The 19,363-nt window shown below is 59.9% G+C and carries 16 protein-coding genes; 15 read left to right on the top strand and 1 reads right to left on the bottom strand.

Translation table 11 applies throughout. The annotated features are described in order from the left end of the window. Positions 1-8: 8 nt before the first annotated feature. From CKO25_RS10450 to CKO25_RS10380, 15 genes are all read left to right on the top strand, one after another. Positions 9-920 (top strand): glycosyltransferase family 2 protein, encoded by a 912-nt coding sequence (locus CKO25_RS10450; RefSeq protein WP_200387881.1) that lies wholly within the window; start codon positions 9-11, stop codon positions 918-920. Between the two features lie 78 nt (positions 921-998). Beyond that, entirely contained in the window at positions 999-1,727 is a 729-nt protein-coding gene (locus CKO25_RS10445) for an FkbM family methyltransferase (protein ID WP_200387880.1), read from the top strand. 309 nt (positions 1,728-2,036) lie between these two features. Beyond that, positions 2,037-3,143 carry a glycosyltransferase family 4 protein gene (locus CKO25_RS10440; protein WP_200387879.1) on the top strand — a complete coding sequence of 369 codons (1,107 nt, stop codon included), beginning with the start codon at positions 2,037-2,039 and terminating at the stop codon, positions 3,141-3,143. 34 nt (positions 3,144-3,177) lie between these two features. Continuing rightward, complete coding sequence (locus tag CKO25_RS10435) at positions 3,178-4,296, top strand: glycosyltransferase (RefSeq protein WP_200387878.1); 1,119 nt, start codon at positions 3,178-3,180, stop codon at positions 4,294-4,296. A 143-nt stretch (positions 4,297-4,439) separates the two neighbouring features. Next, a complete protein-coding gene (locus tag CKO25_RS10430) occupies positions 4,440-5,582 on the top strand; it encodes an acyltransferase family protein (RefSeq protein ID WP_200387877.1) in 1,143 nt (380 codons plus the stop codon). A 359-nt stretch (positions 5,583-5,941) separates the two neighbouring features. Beyond that, positions 5,942-7,081 (top strand): glycosyltransferase family 4 protein, encoded by a 1,140-nt coding sequence (locus CKO25_RS10425; RefSeq protein ID WP_200387876.1) that lies wholly within the window; start codon positions 5,942-5,944, stop codon positions 7,079-7,081. A 19-nt stretch (positions 7,082-7,100) separates the two neighbouring features. Then, positions 7,101-7,853: a YdcF family protein gene (locus CKO25_RS10420; protein ID WP_200387875.1), complete on the top strand. Its 753-nt coding sequence runs from the start codon at positions 7,101-7,103 to the stop codon at positions 7,851-7,853. A 5-nt stretch (positions 7,854-7,858) separates the two neighbouring features. Then, positions 7,859-9,286, top strand: a complete 1,428-nt coding sequence (locus CKO25_RS10415) for an O-antigen ligase family protein (protein WP_200387874.1) — start codon at positions 7,859-7,861, stop codon at positions 9,284-9,286. Beyond that, on the top strand, positions 9,283-9,912 hold the full coding sequence (locus CKO25_RS10410; RefSeq protein ID WP_200387873.1) for an LbetaH domain-containing protein: 630 nt from the start codon (positions 9,283-9,285) through the stop codon (positions 9,910-9,912). The genes CKO25_RS10415 and CKO25_RS10410 overlap by 4 nt, the downstream gene beginning before the upstream one ends. A 38-nt stretch (positions 9,913-9,950) precedes the next feature. Further along, entirely contained in the window at positions 9,951-10,802 is an 852-nt protein-coding gene (locus CKO25_RS10405) for a glycosyltransferase (RefSeq protein WP_200387872.1), read from the top strand. 36 nt (positions 10,803-10,838) lie between these two features. Beyond that, positions 10,839-11,615, top strand: a complete 777-nt coding sequence (locus tag CKO25_RS10400; RefSeq protein WP_200387871.1) for a glycosyltransferase family 2 protein — start codon at positions 10,839-10,841, stop codon at positions 11,613-11,615. 265 nt (positions 11,616-11,880) lie between these two features. Continuing rightward, complete coding sequence (locus CKO25_RS10395) at positions 11,881-12,669, top strand: polysaccharide biosynthesis/export family protein (RefSeq protein ID WP_200387870.1); 789 nt, start codon at positions 11,881-11,883, stop codon at positions 12,667-12,669. A gap of 49 nt (positions 12,670-12,718) precedes the next feature. Then, complete coding sequence (locus tag CKO25_RS10390; protein ID WP_200387869.1) at positions 12,719-15,064, top strand: GumC family protein; 2,346 nt, start codon at positions 12,719-12,721, stop codon at positions 15,062-15,064. Beyond that, entirely contained in the window at positions 15,045-16,418 is a 1,374-nt protein-coding gene (locus CKO25_RS10385; RefSeq protein ID WP_200387868.1) for a tetratricopeptide repeat protein, read from the top strand. The genes CKO25_RS10390 and CKO25_RS10385 overlap by 20 nt, the downstream gene beginning before the upstream one ends. Positions 16,419-16,565: 147 nt before the next feature. Continuing rightward, positions 16,566-17,222, top strand: coding sequence for a hypothetical protein (locus CKO25_RS10380; RefSeq protein WP_200387867.1), 657 nt, complete (start codon positions 16,566-16,568; stop codon positions 17,220-17,222). Positions 17,223-17,247: 25 nt separating this feature from the next. On the opposite strand, the gene CKO25_RS10375 is transcribed toward CKO25_RS10380, so the two are convergent. Next, entirely contained in the window at positions 17,248-19,026 is a 1,779-nt protein-coding gene (locus CKO25_RS10375; protein WP_200387866.1) for a hypothetical protein, read from the bottom strand. Between the last annotated feature and the right edge of the window lie 337 nt (positions 19,027-19,363).

The raw sequence follows: 19,363 nt of genomic DNA, 5'->3' as shown, positions 1-19,363 counted from the left end.
CAATCCTCATGCTCAGTGTTTTGATTCCCACCTATCGGCGAGAGGCGGTCTTGCTCGAAAGCCTGCGCCAATTGCAGGCTCTGAGTCCTGCTCCATCGGAGATCGTTGTCGTTGATCAGACCGATCGGCATACGGAATACGCCCAGCAGCAATTACAAAGGCTGCATGCGCAAGGCCGGATCCGCTGGATTCGCCTGATGCAGCCGTCGATTCCAGGGGCGATGAATACAGGCTTGCTGGCAGCGCGGAGCGAGATCGTCCTGTTTCTCGACGACGATATCCGGCCCGGTGATGATCTAGTGGGCGCCCATCTACGGGCGCAAGCGGTGCATCCGGGTCTGATTGCCGGGCAGGTACTGCAACCTGGCGAGTGTTCTTCGCCACTAGCACCCAACGAGCGTTTCCGCTTCAACAGTACGGCATCAGCGTGGGTCAATGAGTTCATGGGCGGTAACTTCTCCGTCAGTCGCGACATGGCGCTGGCGTTGGGCGGTTTCGACGAGAACTTCGTCGGGGCGGCCTATCGGTTCGAGGCGGAGTTTGCTCATCGTTTCACGGCACGATATGGGGCTATCCGCTATGAGCCTGCGGCGCTGATCCACCACCTTCAAGTCTCCTCGGGCGGGACACGGGCGCATGGGCATCACCTGCGCACGATCAAACCTGGACATAGCGTCGGGGCCTACTATTTCTGGCTGCGTGTGAGGCCGCCGGGTTGGTGGTGGCGGCTGCTGGCACGGCCGTTGCGCGCGGTGCGAACGCGGCATCACCTTCAGCAACCATGGTGGATCCCGCTGACGCTCTTGGCTGAGCTTCGCGGCATGAGACAGGCGTTGGGATTGGTACGACAAGGTCCTAGGCTCTTAGCCGGGGATACGCCACCTGCCAACGCTGAATCGAGCGCTGATTTGACCGGATGATGTTCAGTAGCAATGGGGGGAGCGCGGCATTTTACCGAGTGATCACAAGGTCCTCAACGAACGGAAGCCTATTTTAAGATGAAAGAGAAACTCAAGAGACTGGTGAACGGTGCTTTCGCTCCGTTTGGCTTGCGTATCATTAGTTCACCAAGAGATGCGCTCACCGGACGTTACCTTTTCGAGGATCTCGGCAAGCTGATCGGCTCGCCATCGCCAATCATTCTTGACGTCGGTGCGAATTCAGGCCAGACAATCGACGCCTTGCTTGATGTCTTCGTATCTCCGAAAATCTATGCTTTCGAGCCATCGTCAATCATCTTCCGTGACCTCGAAAGTAAGTGCTATCCTGAAAATGTACAAATCTATAATTACGGGCTGGGTGCTCGGAGCGAAGTGCGTAGTTTCCGAAACTATCGGAATAGCTTGTTGAGCTCGTTCCTAGATTTGTCTGCTTCGGATCAGAACCCTTTCCGAAAAACAGGACTTTCCAGGAAGGAAAAAGTTCGGATCGAAACGGTCGATAGCTTTCTCGAATCGCAAGGCATCAAACAGCTAAATCTATTAAAAATTGATACGCAAGGCTTCGAGATGGAGGTGCTCAGGGGGGCAGGGTCTTCCTTCAAAGCGGGGCAAATCAACTTCGTGCAGCTGGAAATGAATTTTTTTAGCTTGTATGAAGGTCAAGCGACAGCGACTGAACTGATTGCTTACCTTACAGAAGCCGGATTCGTTCCCGTAGATTTTTATGAGAAAGCTATGCGTTGCAACAGAATGGCGTGGTGTACGGCCCTGTTTGGCCACGCGTGAACGGTGGTAACGACGTGGCTCCGTCTCCAGGTCGTAGTTGCCCTAACCGCAGTCGTCACTGCTTGGCTATGGATCGGATAGCCCCCGACGGCATGGCTGCGGGACGGGAATATCTATGTCGCCAGGTTAGATTCCGATTGGCACTGGCACCTCGGGTCCTCACCGGAGCGGGCTATTCGAACTTTACAGCGCGCAGCTGATTGACACCTGCGTGCGTGTGATGTGTAGAGGAACGCGCTTGCTTAATCTTGGTTTGTGCTCGACCGGGCGCCATCGCTCGGGACGTCTGATGCAGGGGTTGGCAATTCGATGAGTCGTTTGCGTGTTGCGCTGCTGTCGACGGCCTCGCCAGGTATGCCGGGGAGCATGTCGGTTTACGCCGAGCTGGTCGCTCGTGGGTTAGCAACATCTGCGCCGGAATGGGAGGTTGAGCTGGTGCAGCTTTTGGGTGCGCATGAGGATGCGAATGGCGGCCGGCTGATGGAGCGTTTCAACCGGGTGAGCAGCACGTTCGTTGCGCGGGGGCGTGCACAGGCTGCGAAGGCGGATGTCTACCACCTGCTCGACGCCAGCTTCGGCTATATGGTTGCGGGGCTCCCGTGGTCTCGAACGCTAGTCACGGTGCATGATGTGATCCCCGCCCTTCAGGCCCGTGGCCGTTTCGGTGTGCGTGCGCCGGGATGGGCGGCGAGGCAACTCATCAATGCCAGTTTGCGTGTCATCGCCAGAGCAGGGTGGGTGTGCGCGGTTAGCCGGCAGACGGCGGACGACGTGCACGCACTGACCGGGCGCTTTGTTGATACGGTCATCCATCTGCCTATAAAGGATTTTTCGGCTGTTGGGTTGGTTGAGCCGGACTGTTATGGTTCCAGTTCGCCTTTTGTGTTACACGTGGGGAACAACAGTTTTTACAAGAACCGAACCGGAGTCCTGAGCATTTTTTCCCATCTGGTGCGGAGTCGTCCGACCTTAGACTTAGTGATGGCGGGCCCGGCACCAACGGAGGAGCTCAGGCGCATGACGGCGGCTCTCAATCTTGAAACGCATGTCCGCTATGTGGTGAACCCCGAGGATGCCGAGCTTGCCGAGCTTTATCGGCGTGCTGTGCTGTTGCTGTTTCCGAGTCTCTATGAGGGGTTCGGCTGGCCGCCGCTGGAGGCACTACGTATGGGGTGTCCGGTAGTCTGTGCGGACACCGGTTCATTACCCGAGGTCGTCGGCGATGCCGGTCTTTACTGGAGCCCGACGGACACGGTTGGATTCGCGACCCAGGCACTGCGGTTGCTTGATGACCCCGATCTTCGCCGTGACATGCTGGGTCGCGCGCAACGTCACCTGATGCAGTTCGATACCCGTATATTTGCCCAGCGCTTGGTGAAGCTCTATCGGAAGGTGGCCGCAGGAGCGGGAGCATGATCGCTTTGTATCGCGTCGCCAGCGGGGGGCGCTGATGCGTGTTGCATTCAATGCGCTATCGGTTACCAACCTGTCCGGCCGGCATGTGTTGGTGGGACATATCCGACAGGTTTTGAAGTCCCCGGCACTGTCTGATCGGCACATCTTGCTCTATCACGCTGGCAACCGGGATCTGGCCCTGACATTTCGCGGCGAGCTCGATCTGGTGGAATGCCCGGCGTTAACGGCGGGGTGGCATGGCCGCTGGTGGTGGGAGACGGTTAAGATGCCGGCACTGCTGCGTCGACAGAGTGTGCAGACACTGTTCTCTCCAGCCGGAGTCACGGCAGATCGCGTGGAACTGCCACAACTGGTGCTTGCGCAGAATCCCTGGTGCCTCGTGCGCGAGGCTCAGAAAGGCTCGTCTGACCACTTCAAAGCGGCGTTGCAGCGCGCAGCGTACCGTAAAGCGCAACGGAATGCCGCCGTAATGTTTTTCAATTCCAATTACATGCGTCGAATCTATGCCGACAATGCCGGGATCGAGCCGCGTGATTGGCGGTTGCTGCCGCAAGGCCTGGATGACGAGACTTTCGTCGCGGGGTGCGATGCGAAGACGTTTGATGAGCGGCGCGCAGAGATCCTCGTGGTCTCGGTGATGGCGCGGCACAAGGCGGTCGAGGATGTAATCTCGGCGCTGGCACTGCTACGGCGTAACGGTATAGAAGCATCGCTGATACTGGTAGGGCCTTGGGCGGATGAGGGTTACGCCCGTTTCATTCGGGCGCGGATCGATGCCCTCGAGCTCGGTAAACAGGTTTTCGTGGTGGGGAAGGTCTCCAGGGCGGATCTGCATGCCCACTATGCCCGGGCGCGCGTGTTTTGCCTGTTGAGTCGGTGTGAGTCCTTCGGCATTCCGGCGGTGGAGGCGCAAGCCTTTTATACACCTTGCGTGGTTTCCGACTGCGGTGCCCCGCCGGAGATAGCGGGGCCTGGCGGTGTCGTGGTTCCAGCAGGTGATGTGGTGGCGGCGGCCAATGCCCTCGGTACGTTGCTGCAGGATCGCGCTGCCTGGGAGGAGCGCGCACGTGCCGCCCGTGTCAATGCGGAGCGTTTCCGCTGGGCGCGGTGCTCGCGACCTCTGGTCAATTGGATCCAGCAGGCTGCTAGGTGATTCCCCCTGTCCACCGTGCCGTGACGAGAAGGCTTGAGTATACCGTTGGCCTTGCGGCAGCGGATCCTTTGGCCTAGCAGACGGCAGAGTTGATCCGCCGTTGAGGCTCCAGACGTGCCGCGCATAACCATGAGCATCTCGCCGTGCAACTGAGACGCTGGCTGCGGCGGCCGACCGCGGCCGGCGACTTCGTACCTGTGATCGACGGCCTGCGCTTCGTCGCGATCATGGCTGTGATCCTCTATCATTTGAACGACTATTTAGTTACCAAAACTGGGCGTCGGGGCGAGTCGGACTGGCTATCGGACCTATTGGCACACGGCCATATCGGGGTACCGCTGTTCTTCGCCCTGAGCGGTTTCATTATCTCCCGGCCGTTCCTAGCCGGTACGGTGCCACGCATTGGGCATTACTTTGCGAGACGACTGACGCGACTGGAACCGCCGTACCTGGTCAATTTGTTGCTGATCTATACCCTGCTGGTGCTGGTACTCGGCATGGATGCGTTGGAACTGTTTCCGCACCTGGTGGCCAGCGCGCTCTACATCCACCATTTCGTGTTCGGCGGGGCTAGTACCATCAATTTCGTGGCCTGGTCGCTGGAGGTGGAATTCCAATTCTATGTGCTTGCGCCGCTGCTGCTAGCGGCGCTTGGTCTGGTCGGTACGCTGCCACGGCGGCTTGCGCTAGCGTCGCTTGTGCTGCTGGGTGGCTGGGCCCATCAGGCGCCCGTGGTCGCACACTCTTTCTTCGGACTCACCCTACTGCGCTACAGTGGATTTTTCGCAGCGGGTATCCTGGCCGCGGACGTGTTCGTAAACCGCTGGGAACAACGCCCCGTCCTCGGACTGACTGGAGACAGCCTGACCCTATTGGGTGTGGCTCTGCTGGGGTCTGGTTTGTCTGGCGCCGCTTGGGCCGCCGGACTGATGCCGGCCTGGGTGCTATTGATCCTGCTCGGCAGCCTGCGGGGGCGTTGGTCCTCACGCGTGCTCTCAGTGGCGCCCGTCTATCTGATCGGCGGCATGTGCTACACGCTATACCTCTATCACTTCTACGTGATCTCCGCTGTGGGTCGTCTGGCGTTACCGTGGATGCTCGCATCGCAGCCACTGTGGTTCAACCTGGTGCTGATGTCGCTGGTAGTGCTGCCAGTGGTGCTGCTTGTGGGGGCGTTGCTTTTCATCTTGGTCGAGCGGCCTTTCATGGTGTGGAGGCCAGGGCTTCGTTCGCGAACTGAAACAGCATCCGCCGAGTCTCAGGGGACACATTGCGTCGAACGCTGATTGGGACTCGGGTCTGTTGGTCAAAGAACCGAGGCGAATCATATGAGGCGCTTGCCGGCTGATTGGCAAAAATATACAAGCATAACGGTCGGAATGGCCGCCACGCAGCAGGATGTTGATGAGGGTTACGTGCTAAGCTCGCTGAACTCGGTTCCAGCATCTATGCCACTAGCATTCCTCAACTCGCCCACCGAGTGTTCAGACGACGACTGCCCGGCGGTTCGAGAGGCGGACGGACTGGTCACCGATTCACATGATTTGTCCGTGGCGAGGTCGCGATCGCTGTCACATGACATCAAAAACCGTTTTCCAGTCGATTTCGGGCGTACGCTAGATAAAGACCTCATCTTCTATTTTCCATGCGCTTAGGCATTCTCACCACCCATCCCATTCAATACCAAGTGCCTTGGTTCCGCCTATTGGCACAGCAGCCGGGTATCGATCTGGAGGTGCTGTACTGCATGCTACCAGACGCGGCACAGCAGGGGAGCGGCTTCGGGGTCGCTTTCGAGTGGGACGTGCCACTGCTGGACGGTTACCGGTATCGGGTGCTGGAGAATCGCGCCGCTGCGCCCGACGTGACGACCTTTGATGGCTGCGATACGCCGGAGATCTTTCGCATCCTGCGCAAGGAGTCTTGGGACGCTTTCATCGTCAATGGCTGGGTGGCCAAGAGCTGCCTGCAGCTGCTGGCGGCTTGCCGGTTGAATGCAGTGCCTTGTCTCGTGCGCGGAGAGTCGAATGCGATCCGGCCGCGGGCGGCTTGGAAGCGCGGTGTGCACCGCGTGCTTTTGAGCCAGTATGCGGCCTTTCTCGCCATCGGCAGCCAGAACCGGGCTTTCTATTCGGCCAACGGGGTGCCGTCGGACCGGATCTTCGATGCCCCGTATTGTGTGGAGAACGCGCGGTTTGCCTTTGAAGGGCGCCGGGCGCGAACGGATCCGCCGTTTCGCTTCCTGTTCAGCGGCAAGCTGATTCCAAAGAAGCGGCCAATGGATGTGATGAGGGCGCTGGCATGGCTGCGCGCGCAGGCGCCCGACTTGGGCGTGGAGTTGGTGGTGGCCGGCGACGGTGAACTGCGTGGGGAGTGTGAGTCCTTTGCCGCGTCGGAACGCTTACCTGTACGCTTCAGCGGATTCCTGAACCAGACGCTGATCGGGCAGGCTTATCGTGATGCGGACTGTCTGCTTCTGCCCTCGGATCATGGAGAGACCTGGGGCTTGGTGGTGAATGAGGCGATGGCCTCCGGGATGCCCGCGATCGTCAGCGATCAAGTAGGGTGTCATCCTGACTTGATTGTTGCAGGCGAGACAGGTTGGACGTTCAGCTGCGGCGACGTGGAGGGGTTGGGTCGGTGCATGCGTCAGATGGCCGAGGATCCCAAGCGGGCGCATGCGATGGGACAGACGGCTGCGCGGCGTGTTTGCGAGGGTTTCAGTTATGAGCGGGTGACGGGAGGAACGTTGACGGCGCTTCGTTGGCTTGGTGCCAGGCAATAAACGACTTCGGTGTGGAGCGATGACGCTGGTCTGGCTGTCTCCATTGCTGCATGCCTTGGCGCTGTGGGTGCTAGCGTTGCTGTTGCTCACCATGGGGCGCCGACGCGTGGCGTTGGTGGCGGGGCTGATCGGTTGGATCTGGTTGACGCTATGGTCGCTGCCGATCGTGAGCGGGTCCGCCCGAGCAGCCTTGGAAGCCGAGTTTCCGGCGGTGCCGCTAGATCGGCTGCCATCCGCGGACGCGATTGTGGTCTTGGGTGGGGCCATCGGTCCGCCAGATGCCCAACGTCCCTTTCCCACCCTCACCGATTCGTCCGACCGTCTTTGGCAAGCCGCACGTCTATTCCGGGCCGGCAAGGCACCGATGCTGATATTGAGCGGCGGCAGCGACCCTGCGGTATCCCTAACCTCGGAGGCACGGGCGATGCAGATTTTCCTATCAGAGTTGGGGGTCCCGCTCGAAGCGATGGTTCTGGAAGGGCGCAGCCGCACGACGCTGCAGAATGCCGAATTCTCTTCAGCATTGCTGCGTGAGGAAGGCATCAAGCGCGTGCTTCTCGTGACGTCGGCCTTTCATATGCGCCGCGCGATGGACGCCTTCGAGGCCCAAGGGCTGCAGGCGCTTCCGGCTGCTGCCGATCATGCCGCGGTCCCCGTCGGGGCGGGTGCCTGGATTCCGAGCGCCGGTGCGCTCAAAAATGCGGCCTTCGTGATCAAGGAATGGATCGGTCAGACGCTGCGGCTACGGACTGATTCAGCCTTGAATCGCTAGCCGATATGCCTCTATATGCCCTGTTCTTTGTGGTGGTCGCCGGCTCTGTGCTGACCTTGAGTCGCTGGCGTTACGGATTGTATGTTGCTGTGGTGATCGTGGCGTTTCAGGATCCGGTTCGTAAGCTGGCGCCAGGCGCAGCCGGATACTTGGTTTTAGCCACGACACCAGTGCTCTTGTCGACGATCGTCGCGCTAATTGGAAGCCGACGTTTTTGGTGGCGGGATCTGGCTACAAATTTCCCTGCCATCGACAGAGCAATGGCCTATTTCGTTCTCGCTTGCGTGCCACCTGTTTTGATCTCCGCGACCTATGGTCCAGGCAGTTGGATGCTCACTCTCTTGGGCATTTTTTCCTACGGCACCCTCCTGATGATGATTGTCGTCGGTTATCATTTCCCTAAAAATACAAAGTCTATACGCCAATTTCTCGGCTTCTATTGCATCGTGACCTCGGTGATGTTGATTGGCGGACCGATGCAGTACTTTGACTTATGGCCAGACTCACCCTTGCTCGGTACGGAAGCTCTCGATATGGACTGGATTCGTCATGGATCCGGGTACATCATCAAAATGATTGCTGGCTTTTATCGCAGCCCTGACGTTATGGGCTGGCATGCTGCTGCGGTTATGATGATCTCCTTCGTGCTGGCGATGACCGCGCGCGGCCCAACACGTTGGATCTGGTTGTTGCTGGGCGCGACTGCGGCCTTTCCATTATTGATTTGTGGGCGCCGCAAGATGGTCTACATGATCCCTGCCTTTTTCGTTGCCATGACGGCACTCCAACTGATGGCGGGGGGGCAAAGCAAAATCCTGACAAGAATTGGCCTCATTGTCGTTCCTCTAGCCAGTCTTTGGATCGGGCAGGTGTGGATGGGCCAAGACTCCGAACAAATCCGTTACTACACAGAGAACCCTCAGGACGTCCAGAGCCAATTCCAGCAACATGGCTTTGAGTCGTTGATTACGACGCATCGCCAGGCTGGGTTTTTGGGAAGTGGAATGGGTGTGGCGACACCTGGATCGCACCAACTTCAGGTGACGCGACCTCGAGTATGGCAAGAAAGCGGTCCGAGTCGGGTCTTGGTCGAGCTGGGAGTGCCGGGTCTTCTCGCCTTGGTCTTTCTGCTGGCTACAATTTTACGCTCAGCGTGGCAGGTGACCCGAACCCACCTGCGCGCGCAATCCCCAGTGGCTGGCTACGCGCTAGGCCTTCTAGCCTTCTTCATCGCAAACGTAAGCGGATTGATTATCTCGGGTCAGATCCTTGCGGATGCTTTCGTGGCAACCTTTCTGGGACTCTCGGTTGGGTTAGTGCTCGCCATGGCTCGGGTTTCGGTGCCAGCACGTGAGGAGCTGAACCGGGCGGTGAATCCTCCAGGACTGCCGAATCGGGCCGAAGGCATTCCATCAATGCGCTCAAGCTCATGACGCTCTCCGTCGACGTTTGCCGACAGCAGCGGCCATACAGCCGTCGTGAATATGTTGGACGTGTGCTCTGGTCTTTGGCGCAGCCGCTTTTTCGTCTCAGCCCTCGATCGCTATTCGTTTGGCGCACGACCTTACTGCGTCTGTTTGGCGCTCGGATCGGACCGCACGCCCATGTCTATCCCAGTGCGCGGATCTATTTGCCTTGGAATCTAACCTTGGGTGCGGACGCGAGTATCGGCGAATGGTCGCTTATCTACAATCTGGGGCCGGTCGACATCGGCGACCGAGCTACAATCTCGCATCGCGCCCATTTGTGCGCGGGGAGCCATGATTATCGGGATCCCACATTGCCCTTGCTGCGGTTGCCGATCACGATCGGGGCCGAGGCCTGGATCTGCGCGGACGCCTTCGTCGGTCCGGGCAGACGGATTGGTGAAGGGGCGATCGTTGGAGCGGCAGCCGTTGTCGTCAAGGATGTGCCAGCATGGACGATCGTGGCCGGAAATCCGGCTCGGTACGTGAAGTCACGCACGCTCAGCTCCACGTTGGGTGCGGTTTCTGAGCCAGCATGTTCTCAGCAACAGGGTGGGGAGGCACGAGTGGGACTCAACTCCAATCCACAGTGAGTACTTTAGAAGGCTTAGGGATGGGGATCTCGGTTTTGGTGCTGACGCTGAATGAGGAGGCCAATCTGCCGATCTGCCTAGAGGCTGTGAAGTGGTCAAACGACATCGTGGTACTCGATTCATTCAGCCAGGATGAAACGGTAGCGGCGGCGAAGCATCTAGGCGCGCGCGTCTATCAGCGCGTCTTCGACAACTTCGCCGGGCAGCGCAATTTCGCATTGGATCAGATCGCGTTCCAACACGAATGGGTCCTGCATCTCGACGCGGACGAGATCGTGACACCCGCGCTGCGAGTCGAGTTGGAAGCAGCGGTCGGCGACGGGCGTTTCGATGCTTGGCGCGTGCCCTCGAAGATGATGTTCAGGGGGCGCTGGCTGCGCTATTCCGGACTCTATCCCAGCTACCAGGTCCGGTTGGGGCATCGGGATCGCTTTCGATTCAAGCAGGTCGGCCATGGGCAACGTGAGGATCTGGCACCAGAGCGCATCGGCACGCTGACAGAACCTTATCTGCACAACTCTTTCTCTAAAGGTCTGACCGATTGGTTCGACAAGCACAACCGCTACGCGAGTGATGAGGCACGCGAGTCGCTGCAGTGGGTGCAACGCGGCGATGGCCTGGATTGGTCAGGGCTCGTGGCGCGGGACCCCACTCGTCGGCGCCGTGCGCTCAAGGCGCTAGCCATGCGTCTCCCGTTTCGTCCGTCATTGCGCTTTCTCTATATGTATTTCCTCCGTCTGGGATTTCTGGACGGACATGCCGGGCTGACCTATTGTCGGCTTCTGGCAATCTACGAGTACATGATCGTGCTGAAGAGGCTTGAATTGGCGTCGGGGGCGATACGGAGCGGTCGCCCACATGTGCCTGACGAATCGGCGAAGCATCAATGATCACGACCTGGGAACACAGCGGATGGCATCGATACGATGAAGATCTCGGTGGTGACGACCACCCGGTGTTGTGCGTCAACGATAGGGGATTGTTTGGCCTCGTTCGCGAGCCAGTCCCATCTGGATCGAGAACAAATTGTGATCGACGCGGCCAGCCAAGATGGCACCCTTGAGATCTTACAGGCGCATCGTGATCAGCTTGCGGTGCTGGTCAGCGAGTCTGATCGGGGCATTTATGACGGGTTGAACAAGGGAATCGCCCGGGCAAGCGGGGAGGTGATCGGTTTTCTTCATGGCGATGATGTGTTCGCCGGTCCGGATACCCTGGCATCTGTCGCGGCGGCCTTTTCCGATCCGAACGTCGAAGCCGTCTACGGCGACCTGGTGTATGTCTCTCGTGAGGACAGCCATCGAGTCATTCGCCATTGGCGTGCCGGCGAGTATCGGCGAAGTCGTTTGCGCTGGGGTTGGGCACCTCCACATCCCACCCTCTATGCGCGCCGTTCGCTCTACGACCGTATCGGTGGGTTCGACCTGCGTTATCGCATTGCCGGGGATTATGATCTCATGCTCCGCTTGCTGATGCGGTTGTCGGGGCGGGTGGTTTATCTGCCAGAGGTGCTCGTTCGGATGCGCGTTGGAGGAGTCAGCAACCAGTCGCTGAGACATCTGCTGCAAAAATCTTGGGAGGATTATCGGATCCTTCGCGCCAATGCGGTTGGCGGCGTCCTCGCACTCGCCTGGAAAAATCTGTCTAAACTGCCGCAGTTTGTGGTCTCGAGCCGGCGAACACCCTCACGACGCTCACGGTGAGCTCGCTTTCGAACCACCTTCTTGTGACCATGGTCGTCCTTGGGACCGCGGGCGATTATCGAATCCGCTTTTTGCCGGGAAGGGCTGGTGGATGGTTGGGATGGTGTCGATGACTTGTTTGAGAACCCTAGAATTTTGCCGATCCGTCGTCGCTCGCCAAGACCAGCATGCGGACATGCCCGATCCCGCTGAGACCGCCGTGGAACTCCGGCATGGTAGATTCGGTGCTGATCACAGGTCCGCCTGGATCAGGGAGGCGGTGACGGTGGCCGTCATTGTTCTGCTGACCCTGTTACTGAGCGGATGCTGGGGAGCGGTTCCTCGTGGACTTGGCTCGGGCGACAGTGGGATCACGACGACAGCCAACTTTTCGTCACCTTGGGACGCGGCGAACCAATATCCCAGGGTCCCGAACGATGTGGAAACCGTTCCAGTGACCATTGGCCCGCCACCCGACCCGAGCCTGGAGGATCTGGTCTATCGCATTGGTCCTTATGATCGTCTCCGGGTGGATGTGTTCGGCGTGCCAGAGCTGTCCTCGGCGGGACGGGTCAATTTTCAGGGCTTGTTCACCATGCCACTGGTGGGCGCTGTCCCACTCAACGGTCTAACGACGCAAGAGGCCGAGGCGAAACTTAAACAAATCCTGATGGACCTGTATTTACGTGATCCGAGCGTCTCCGTCTATGTCGAGGAGACGGCGAATATGAATATCACACTCTCGGGCAAGATGAGCGGGATGCGGCAAATCACCGGGCGCACCACACTCGGTCAGGTGATTGCCGCCTCGGGCGGAGTGCCGCCCGTTGGAAAGAAGCGCCAGGTCGTGATTTTTCGAGCGACGGATGACACACGCCAGACCCCGAACCCCAAGCTGCATGCCTTTGTGGTCGACTATCAGGCCATTCTCGAGGGGAAATTGCGTGACCCACTGCTGGTGGGAAACGATCGGATCTATGTTCCACCCTCTGCCCTCGCGATCTTTTTCGATCCCTGGCTTGGCGTCTTCAAGACGTACGCACCGATCGAACTTGATAAAACCGTGATCTTCTAATGCCAAGACCGCGCGTCAGGCTCGTCCCGAAGCAGGACCCGCCCGCCTCATGAAGGACTCATCCCAAACGGCCAACCCCCGAGGTCCGTCACCTAGTGGTGAGCCAATCGTCGCTGGGATCTCGCCAGGACCGCTCGATCCATCGCGTGGACTGCTGTTTTCGAACCCTGAGGGTGAGTTCGAGGGTCTTGATCTCAAGCGCTATCTAGCGATCCTATTCCACCGTAAGTGGCTGCTCATCTTGGCTGTCTTACTCTCCTTGGTCGTCGGCGTTTTTCAGACCATCCGCGAACCTCCAATGTATCGCGCCGTCGCGCGCGTTCAGGCCATCCCGCCATCTGACAGCTTACTCGGGTACCGGGATTTCTCGGCTCTCGCGTCTTCGCGAAATTTCGCGGGTGACCAGCTACAACTCTTGCGCAGCACGGCGTTGGCGGAGCGCGCCGCCCGGACTCTGAATCTGGAGCTCACGCCCAAGCCTTCACTAGCCGCTGGACAACCCTCTTTTTTCGACGAGATGCGGCAAGCTTTGAGCCACTGGTGGCTCCGGCTCCGGGGTCTTTCCGTTGAGCCTGAGCAAGAGGATCAAGCTGATCGTCATTTTGATGATCCAGTCGCTTCGAACCAGGCAGCCATCGCGGCTCGGATCCGCGGTTCTCTCGTCGTCACACCCGTGCGCGATTCGAATCTGATTGAACTGAGTATGGAAGGCAGTGATCCACGCATCATTGCGGCGCTCCTGAATGCCGTGGCCAGGACCTATGTCAATTTTCAAACGGAACTCCGAACCGAAGACGCCACCTCGACACGCCGATTCTATGAAGAACAGATCGAGCGGACCCGCATCCAACTCGAGGACGCGGAGCGTCAATTGACGGCCTATGCGCGCAGCAGGGATCTGATCCACGTCGATGATCTGCTCAAACATATGCAGTCTGAGTACAGTGCGTTGCGTGATCGACTCGGAGCAGCCGAGCGAGGCGTTTTCCAGGCTGAGGCAAAACTTCGCGCGATGCGTGAGATCGATGCGCAGGGCAGCTCGGAGTTTCTTGGTAGCCCGGTGATTCAATCTCTGAAAACGCGTCGCGGCGAGCTTGAAGATGAGTATCAGCGTCGCCTCGAGATCTTCCTGCCGGAATACCCGGCGATGATCCAATTGCGCCGCCAGATCGAGGCCATCGACCAACAGATGGCAGGCGAGCTCGATTCGATCTCGCGCAGCCTCCAAATCGACTACGAAGCCAATCTCAAGGAGCAGCAACTTCTCGCTGATCGTGTCGAGGAGGCGCGCTTGGAACTCCTGAAGGTCCGAGACGAAACGATCGACTACAACGCCTTGGCACGCGCGCGCGACACGATTCAGGCGATGTACAACGGGCTGCTGTCGCGGGTGACGGAGGCGGAGTTAGTATCTGGCATCGTGCAGGACAATATCCGTATCGTGGATCTGGCCTCGGTGCCGTCTCGACCGTTCAAACCGGATCTGCAGGCGAATCTCCAGAAAGCCGTCATGATCGGCCTGATTCTTGGACTCCTCCTGATCGTCTTGCTTGAGTACTTGGACGACACCTTCAAATCCTCGGCTGAAGTCGAGAAGGAGACAGGCTGTCCGGTGCTCGGATCGCTCCCCTTCATCACCGCCAAGGCACGCGATCCATCACCGCCGAATCTGGCATTGAGTGTTGCAACCAACCCCACAGGCCCGATGGCGGAGGCGAGCCGTTCGCTACGAACCTCACTCTTATTCTCGACGGCCGAGGGGGCGCCTAAGATCCTCCACACCACGGGCGCCACGGCTGGTGAGGGAAAATCGACCGCCTGCATCAGTATCGCCTCCTCCTTCGCGCAGAGCGGCAATACCGTGCTCTGTATCGATGCGGACCTGCGCAACCCGTCCTTGCATGCCATCTTCGATGTGCCCAACGATGTCGGACTGAGCAACTATTTGACCTCGAGCGTGCCCCCGGCGGAGATGACGCAACCGACCTCGATCGACGGTCTTTATCTGATCTCGAGTGGTCCGTTACCCCCGAATCCGGTCGAATTGCTCTCCAGTACCAAGATGATGCACCTGCTCAAGCTGGCCGCTGAGCGTTTCGACCATGTGTTGATCGATGGCCCACCGGTCGTGGGGCTGGCGGATGCCTTGGTCCTGTCGCAACTCGCGGGCGCGACCGTCTTTGTCATCGACCCGGCGCAGGTCAACCGCGTGGTTGTCCGCGAGAGCCTCAAGCGACTGCGCGGCAGTCAAGCACATCTCATCGGAGTCGTGCTGCAAAAAATCGGACGGGCGGGTCGTCGCGGTTATGGCTACGGCTACGGGTATGGCTACAAGTACAACAATCAATACTTGTATGGTTACGGACAGGAGCGTCATGAGCGCTCGCAGGCCTGACGACACGACGGCTGATCACAACGGGTTCTGGGCTTGGCCAGGGCCGGTGTGGCGCATCGGTTTGACCCTGGTCGGTGTGATCTTGGCGTGGCGCATCGGCGCTCTCGGTGTTGCGCGACTCTATGACGCGGAACTGGCCACGGCGGATCGCGATGTTGCTGGGACCGCACAGCAGGCCCTCGATTGGCATGGGACGCAACCCGATGCCCTCTACCAGCTCGGGCTCTCGCGATTGCGTCGCGATCCCGATACGGCCCGTGCCCTGCTGGCCGAGGCCTATCGGCTGAACCCGACGCGCGCACAGCCGTTGCTCGCACTCAGTGCCTTGGCGTTAACGGATGGCCAGCCAGCGAGCGCCGAACACTGGGTCGATGCCGCGGCGAAATTGGCTCCGGTCAAGGCCTCGGTCCAAGAGGAAGTCGCTGCCTATTGGGCCACACAGGGCCGTCTGGATCGGGCTTTCGTGCACTGGACGCGCGCCATCGAGGCGGGCTCCCCACGAACCAGGACGCTCTTTTCAGGCTTTCGCGAACTCTTGGCGACCCCGATTGGATTGGCCGCATTTCGTGACCTGGCACGCGATCCGCCCACATGGTGGGAATCCTTTTTCATCGAGACCGCGCAAGGGAAGACACCGCTTGAGCTGGTGCAGGCGCTTTATGACATGCGGCGGGCTCCAAGTGCGGTCCCCTTATCGACGCCAGAGCGCATGGCCTATATCGAGCGACTGCTGCGTGAGAAGGCGTTCGAGGCGGCCTATCTGGCCTGGATCAATAGCCTGGTTCCAGCTCAGCGCCAACAGTCAGGGTTCCTCTACAATGGCACCTTCGAGGTTCCCTTCACGGGGTTTGGCTTCGATTGGCATGTCCTCAGGCATGACCGTGCGAGCATCGCGCGCGCTCCAACCGAAGGTGGTCGAGGACAGGCGCTGCGGATTACCTTTCGCTTTACGCGGAGTCGCTTCGAGCATTTTTACCAGCCACTCTATCTGGCTCCGGGGGGCACCTATCGGATCTCCGGGCGGTATCGCAGCGATAAGCTCTATACCGAATCAGGCCTACGCTGGGCACTGAATTGCCGAGACCCGGACAGCCAGACCCTGGGTGAGAGTCCCCGGATCCTGGGCAGCGAGGAGTGGACGACCTTCAGCTTTGAGGTCGAGGTTCCGGAGGAGTGTGCATACCAAGAACTCCGCCTAGCCAGCGTCGACACCCTGAGGCGTGACGAGGCCATCGACGGTTCGCTGTGGTTCGATGATCTGGCAATCGTCCGAATCCCGGCGATGTCGCCGTTGGAGCGTGCTCGAACGGCCGCGCGCCGATCCATCCTTTCAGAAGAAGCGCAGCCGGACTGAGGGGGACCGGGACGGTGATGAGAGTCGACGCATGCAAAGATTGCGACGATCAAACAGCATCACGAGTGGTCTAGTCTTTAAACATTGAGACTGATTGCAGGATCGACGCAGACCGCGATCGACTCAGGAACGCCCATGGAGCTTCTCATGACCGCAAACAGGTTGATCCGGAACATCACACCAGCGGCCCTCGCCATGCTGTCCGCGGGCACCCTGATCGCAGCCGAGCCGGTGGGCGAGATCGTCGCGATCCAGGGCACCATGATGGTGACGCAGCAGGATCGTTACGTCATCACGGGTGGTCATCACCCGATCCATGTCGGCGATCGTGTGTTCATGCTCGAAGGAGGACGCGCGGCGATTTGGTATGCGGACAGCTGCGAGTATTTCCTGTTCGATGACGTGGTTCTGGATGTCACGGAGCAGAGCCCTTGTGCGGCAGGTCGCGGCGGTCAGTACCGGGCGGACATCGCCGAGGTCGAGGCGGCGACACAGCCGCTCGAGGCCGCGACCGAGGCGGCCGCATCGAGCGAGGCCAGCGGAACAGCTGTTGAGGGCGTGGGCGACCGCCTAGCGGCAGCAACACGCATCGAGCCATCTGTCGCGCAGGGCTCGGCGGGAATCGAGGCCTCGCCGTCCGTGACCACAACGACGACGTCGGTGGCTGTGACGACAGGTGTGACCGCTTCGTCCTGGCTTCCTGCCGCCCTACTGGGAGCGGCCATCGGCTCGGCGGCCTTGTCGGACTTCCAGGGGAACATCAAGACGCGCGAGGAGGAGGAACCGATCAGCCGGATCGAGTGATGCCACTGGATCTGGTGATCCTGAATCAGTCTGTGATGGCGTGATAGAGCACCTGATTGGGGTTCAGACGCCTCACCAAGGGGCGGGCGAGCCGGAGCCGCGCGGGGAGAGCCGCGAGTGCCGTCCTGGCCTCTGCCTCCTCTGCGAAGAGCCCAAACCAGACGATGACGAATCGCTCAGTCGACTGCACATAGAGGCGCACGGGCTCCAGCGCGCTCTCGGCGAAGAACCGCGGGAGCCGCTCTGGATTCTGCAAGGTTGACAGTTGGATGGCGTACGCCGCCTCTTCGAGCAGAACCGGGCGCAGGCGGTGCGCAAGCACCTCGTGGGAGCCGATCCGCTGATGCGACGTCTCGGCGAATAGGTCACGATCGAATTCCGGATCGAGCGGCCGCGTCAGAATCGGCTTGACGCTGCCCGGTTCGCTCTCGTCTCTGGCGCCCGTGTGCTCCGGTTCGGGTTCGGGTTCAGTCATAGCGGGGTCCGGGCGCGGTCGGTCACCACCGAGCAATACCGGATCGCCGCCCGGTCCCGTTAGCTCTGCTGTCGGTCGCTCCACCGGCATCCGAGCGGATGCAATCCCCTCCGCTCCGGTCGTGTCGACGGGCTTTAGCCTCGCTTGCTCGGGACCATCCGTGTCCTGACCATCCCCATCCGGCCCGACTGTCGCGAGGTCGGATTCGCCCTCTCCCTCTCCCTCTCCCTCTCCCTGTGTCTCTCCCTGTGTCTCTCCCTGTCTCTCCTCCCCGGTCTGCTCTGCCACGCGGTGTCCTGATGGCACCTGTTCCGCTGATGTGGACGTTGGCTGCTCCAGCCACGACCAGTCGGTCTCGTACTCACGAGCCACATCGCGTTCGGCACGCAGCTGCAACACCTCGATCTCCAACTCAGCGAGACGTCGCTCGAGACGCGCGGTCGCACTGGCCGTCTGTTCGGCGAAAGCCCGATCCGGTGACATCATGGCTGGGGTGTTGTGCTCGTTGATACCACTATGGTCGCTGTCCGGGCGATCGGGGCGCATGATCAACTCCTCCAGGAACAGGAAGGCGCCCAATCCGGCCACTGCGACCAGTGCCAGGATCCATGCCGTCTCGGTACGGCGCCGGCGGTGCTCGGCTCGGGTGTCTAACCAGGGCGGTTCGGCTGCATCATGCCATTGCGGTCCTGGTCCTGATCCTGATCCTGATGGAGTGCCTCCAGGTGGCGTTGGTCCCGCGACCTCAGTAACCGAATCTGCTGGCTCAGTCCGCTCTCGCGCTGCCGACAAACCATCCGGTCCGTTCTCCCGCGCCCGTGCGGTGTCGCGCGCCGCCACCGCCCAGGGGGTGATCCGGCGCGTCGTCCATCTGGAGACCATTGGTGTTGCATCCGCGTCCAAGGTCATCAGCATGGTCTTGGCATGCACCAATTGCTGTTCGGATTTCCCGAGAATCCGTTCGAGTGCCTGCATCGCCTCCGCGCTGTCTGGATCTTTGCGCAGTCGATCGATGGCCGAGCTCAGTTGTTCGGAGGATCGCGTCAGGCTCTTGGCGAGGGCGACAGCGACGGCCTCGACATGGATACGGTTTCGTTTCCTGGCCGGGGACTCGCCCTCGTCATCGGATAGCCCGAGCGGAACGAGGAGCAGGGCTTGTCTTGCCTCAGCGATCCACGCCGAGATCTGACGACCGAGGTCGTTCAGGTGGTCAGCCATGTTCCCTGTTGGATCCGACACAGGTGAAAAATACACGTGCGGAATGCGAGCCTGCAGTGCATTCAGGGCCGCTAAGGCGTCTGGTGCCGCACGTTCATTGAAGACACGCATGGATCGAGTGAGGTCTTGGTGATTCAATCGCTTGTGAGTGACGTGTCGCAAACTAGAGGGACCTGCGTCCATGTCATGGCGACGTCGGTTCGACCCGGTCTGGAGCCCTTTGGGTCTTGAGGTCTTGAGGATCGCTGAATCGCTGGTGCGTGTGACCCACCACACCCGCTCACCGCCGATCTGATCGCTAAGGATGACACAGTTGACCCATGAGTCTAGTCATGCGCGGTTCGAACGGCCTTTCAGGTGGCGGGGGGATGTGCAATTGGAGCCTCGGCGGGAAGGACGGCGAGAACGGTGAAAATAAGGCGTGTGAGGGCACCCGTCTGTCCTGAAG

Source organism: Thiocapsa imhoffii (assembly GCF_016583985.1).
GTDB classification, from domain to species: Bacteria; Pseudomonadota; Gammaproteobacteria; order Chromatiales; family Chromatiaceae; genus Thiocapsa; species Thiocapsa imhoffii.
This window is presented reverse-complemented; position numbering and strand designations above follow the sequence as displayed.

Bases quoted from the DNA above. Each gene is read 5' to 3' on its own strand.
- CKO25_RS10450 (WP_200387881.1), top strand. From the start codon at position 9: ATGCTCAGTGTTTTGATTCCCACCTATCGGCGAGAGGCGGTCTTGCTC.
- CKO25_RS10445 (WP_200387880.1), top strand. From the start codon at position 999: ATGAAAGAGAAACTCAAGAGACTGGTGAACGGTGCTTTCGCTCCGTTT.
- CKO25_RS10440 (WP_200387879.1), top strand. From the start codon at position 2,037: ATGAGTCGTTTGCGTGTTGCGCTGCTGTCGACGGCCTCGCCAGGTATG.
- CKO25_RS10435 (WP_200387878.1), top strand. From the start codon at position 3,178: ATGCGTGTTGCATTCAATGCGCTATCGGTTACCAACCTGTCCGGCCGG.
- CKO25_RS10425 (WP_200387876.1), top strand. From the start codon at position 5,942: ATGCGCTTAGGCATTCTCACCACCCATCCCATTCAATACCAAGTGCCT.
- CKO25_RS10420 (WP_200387875.1), top strand. From the start codon at position 7,101: ATGACGCTGGTCTGGCTGTCTCCATTGCTGCATGCCTTGGCGCTGTGG.
- CKO25_RS10415 (WP_200387874.1), top strand. From the start codon at position 7,859: ATGCCTCTATATGCCCTGTTCTTTGTGGTGGTCGCCGGCTCTGTGCTG.
- CKO25_RS10410 (WP_200387873.1), top strand. From the start codon at position 9,283: ATGACGCTCTCCGTCGACGTTTGCCGACAGCAGCGGCCATACAGCCGT.
- CKO25_RS10400 (WP_200387871.1), top strand. From the start codon at position 10,839: ATGAAGATCTCGGTGGTGACGACCACCCGGTGTTGTGCGTCAACGATA.
- CKO25_RS10390 (WP_200387869.1), top strand. From the start codon at position 12,719: ATGAAGGACTCATCCCAAACGGCCAACCCCCGAGGTCCGTCACCTAGT.
- CKO25_RS10385 (WP_200387868.1), top strand. From the start codon at position 15,045: ATGAGCGCTCGCAGGCCTGACGACACGACGGCTGATCACAACGGGTTC.
- CKO25_RS10380 (WP_200387867.1), top strand. From the start codon at position 16,566: ATGACCGCAAACAGGTTGATCCGGAACATCACACCAGCGGCCCTCGCC.
- CKO25_RS10375 (WP_200387866.1), bottom strand. From the start codon at position 19,026: ATGCGTGTCTTCAATGAACGTGCGGCACCAGACGCCTTAGCGGCCCTG.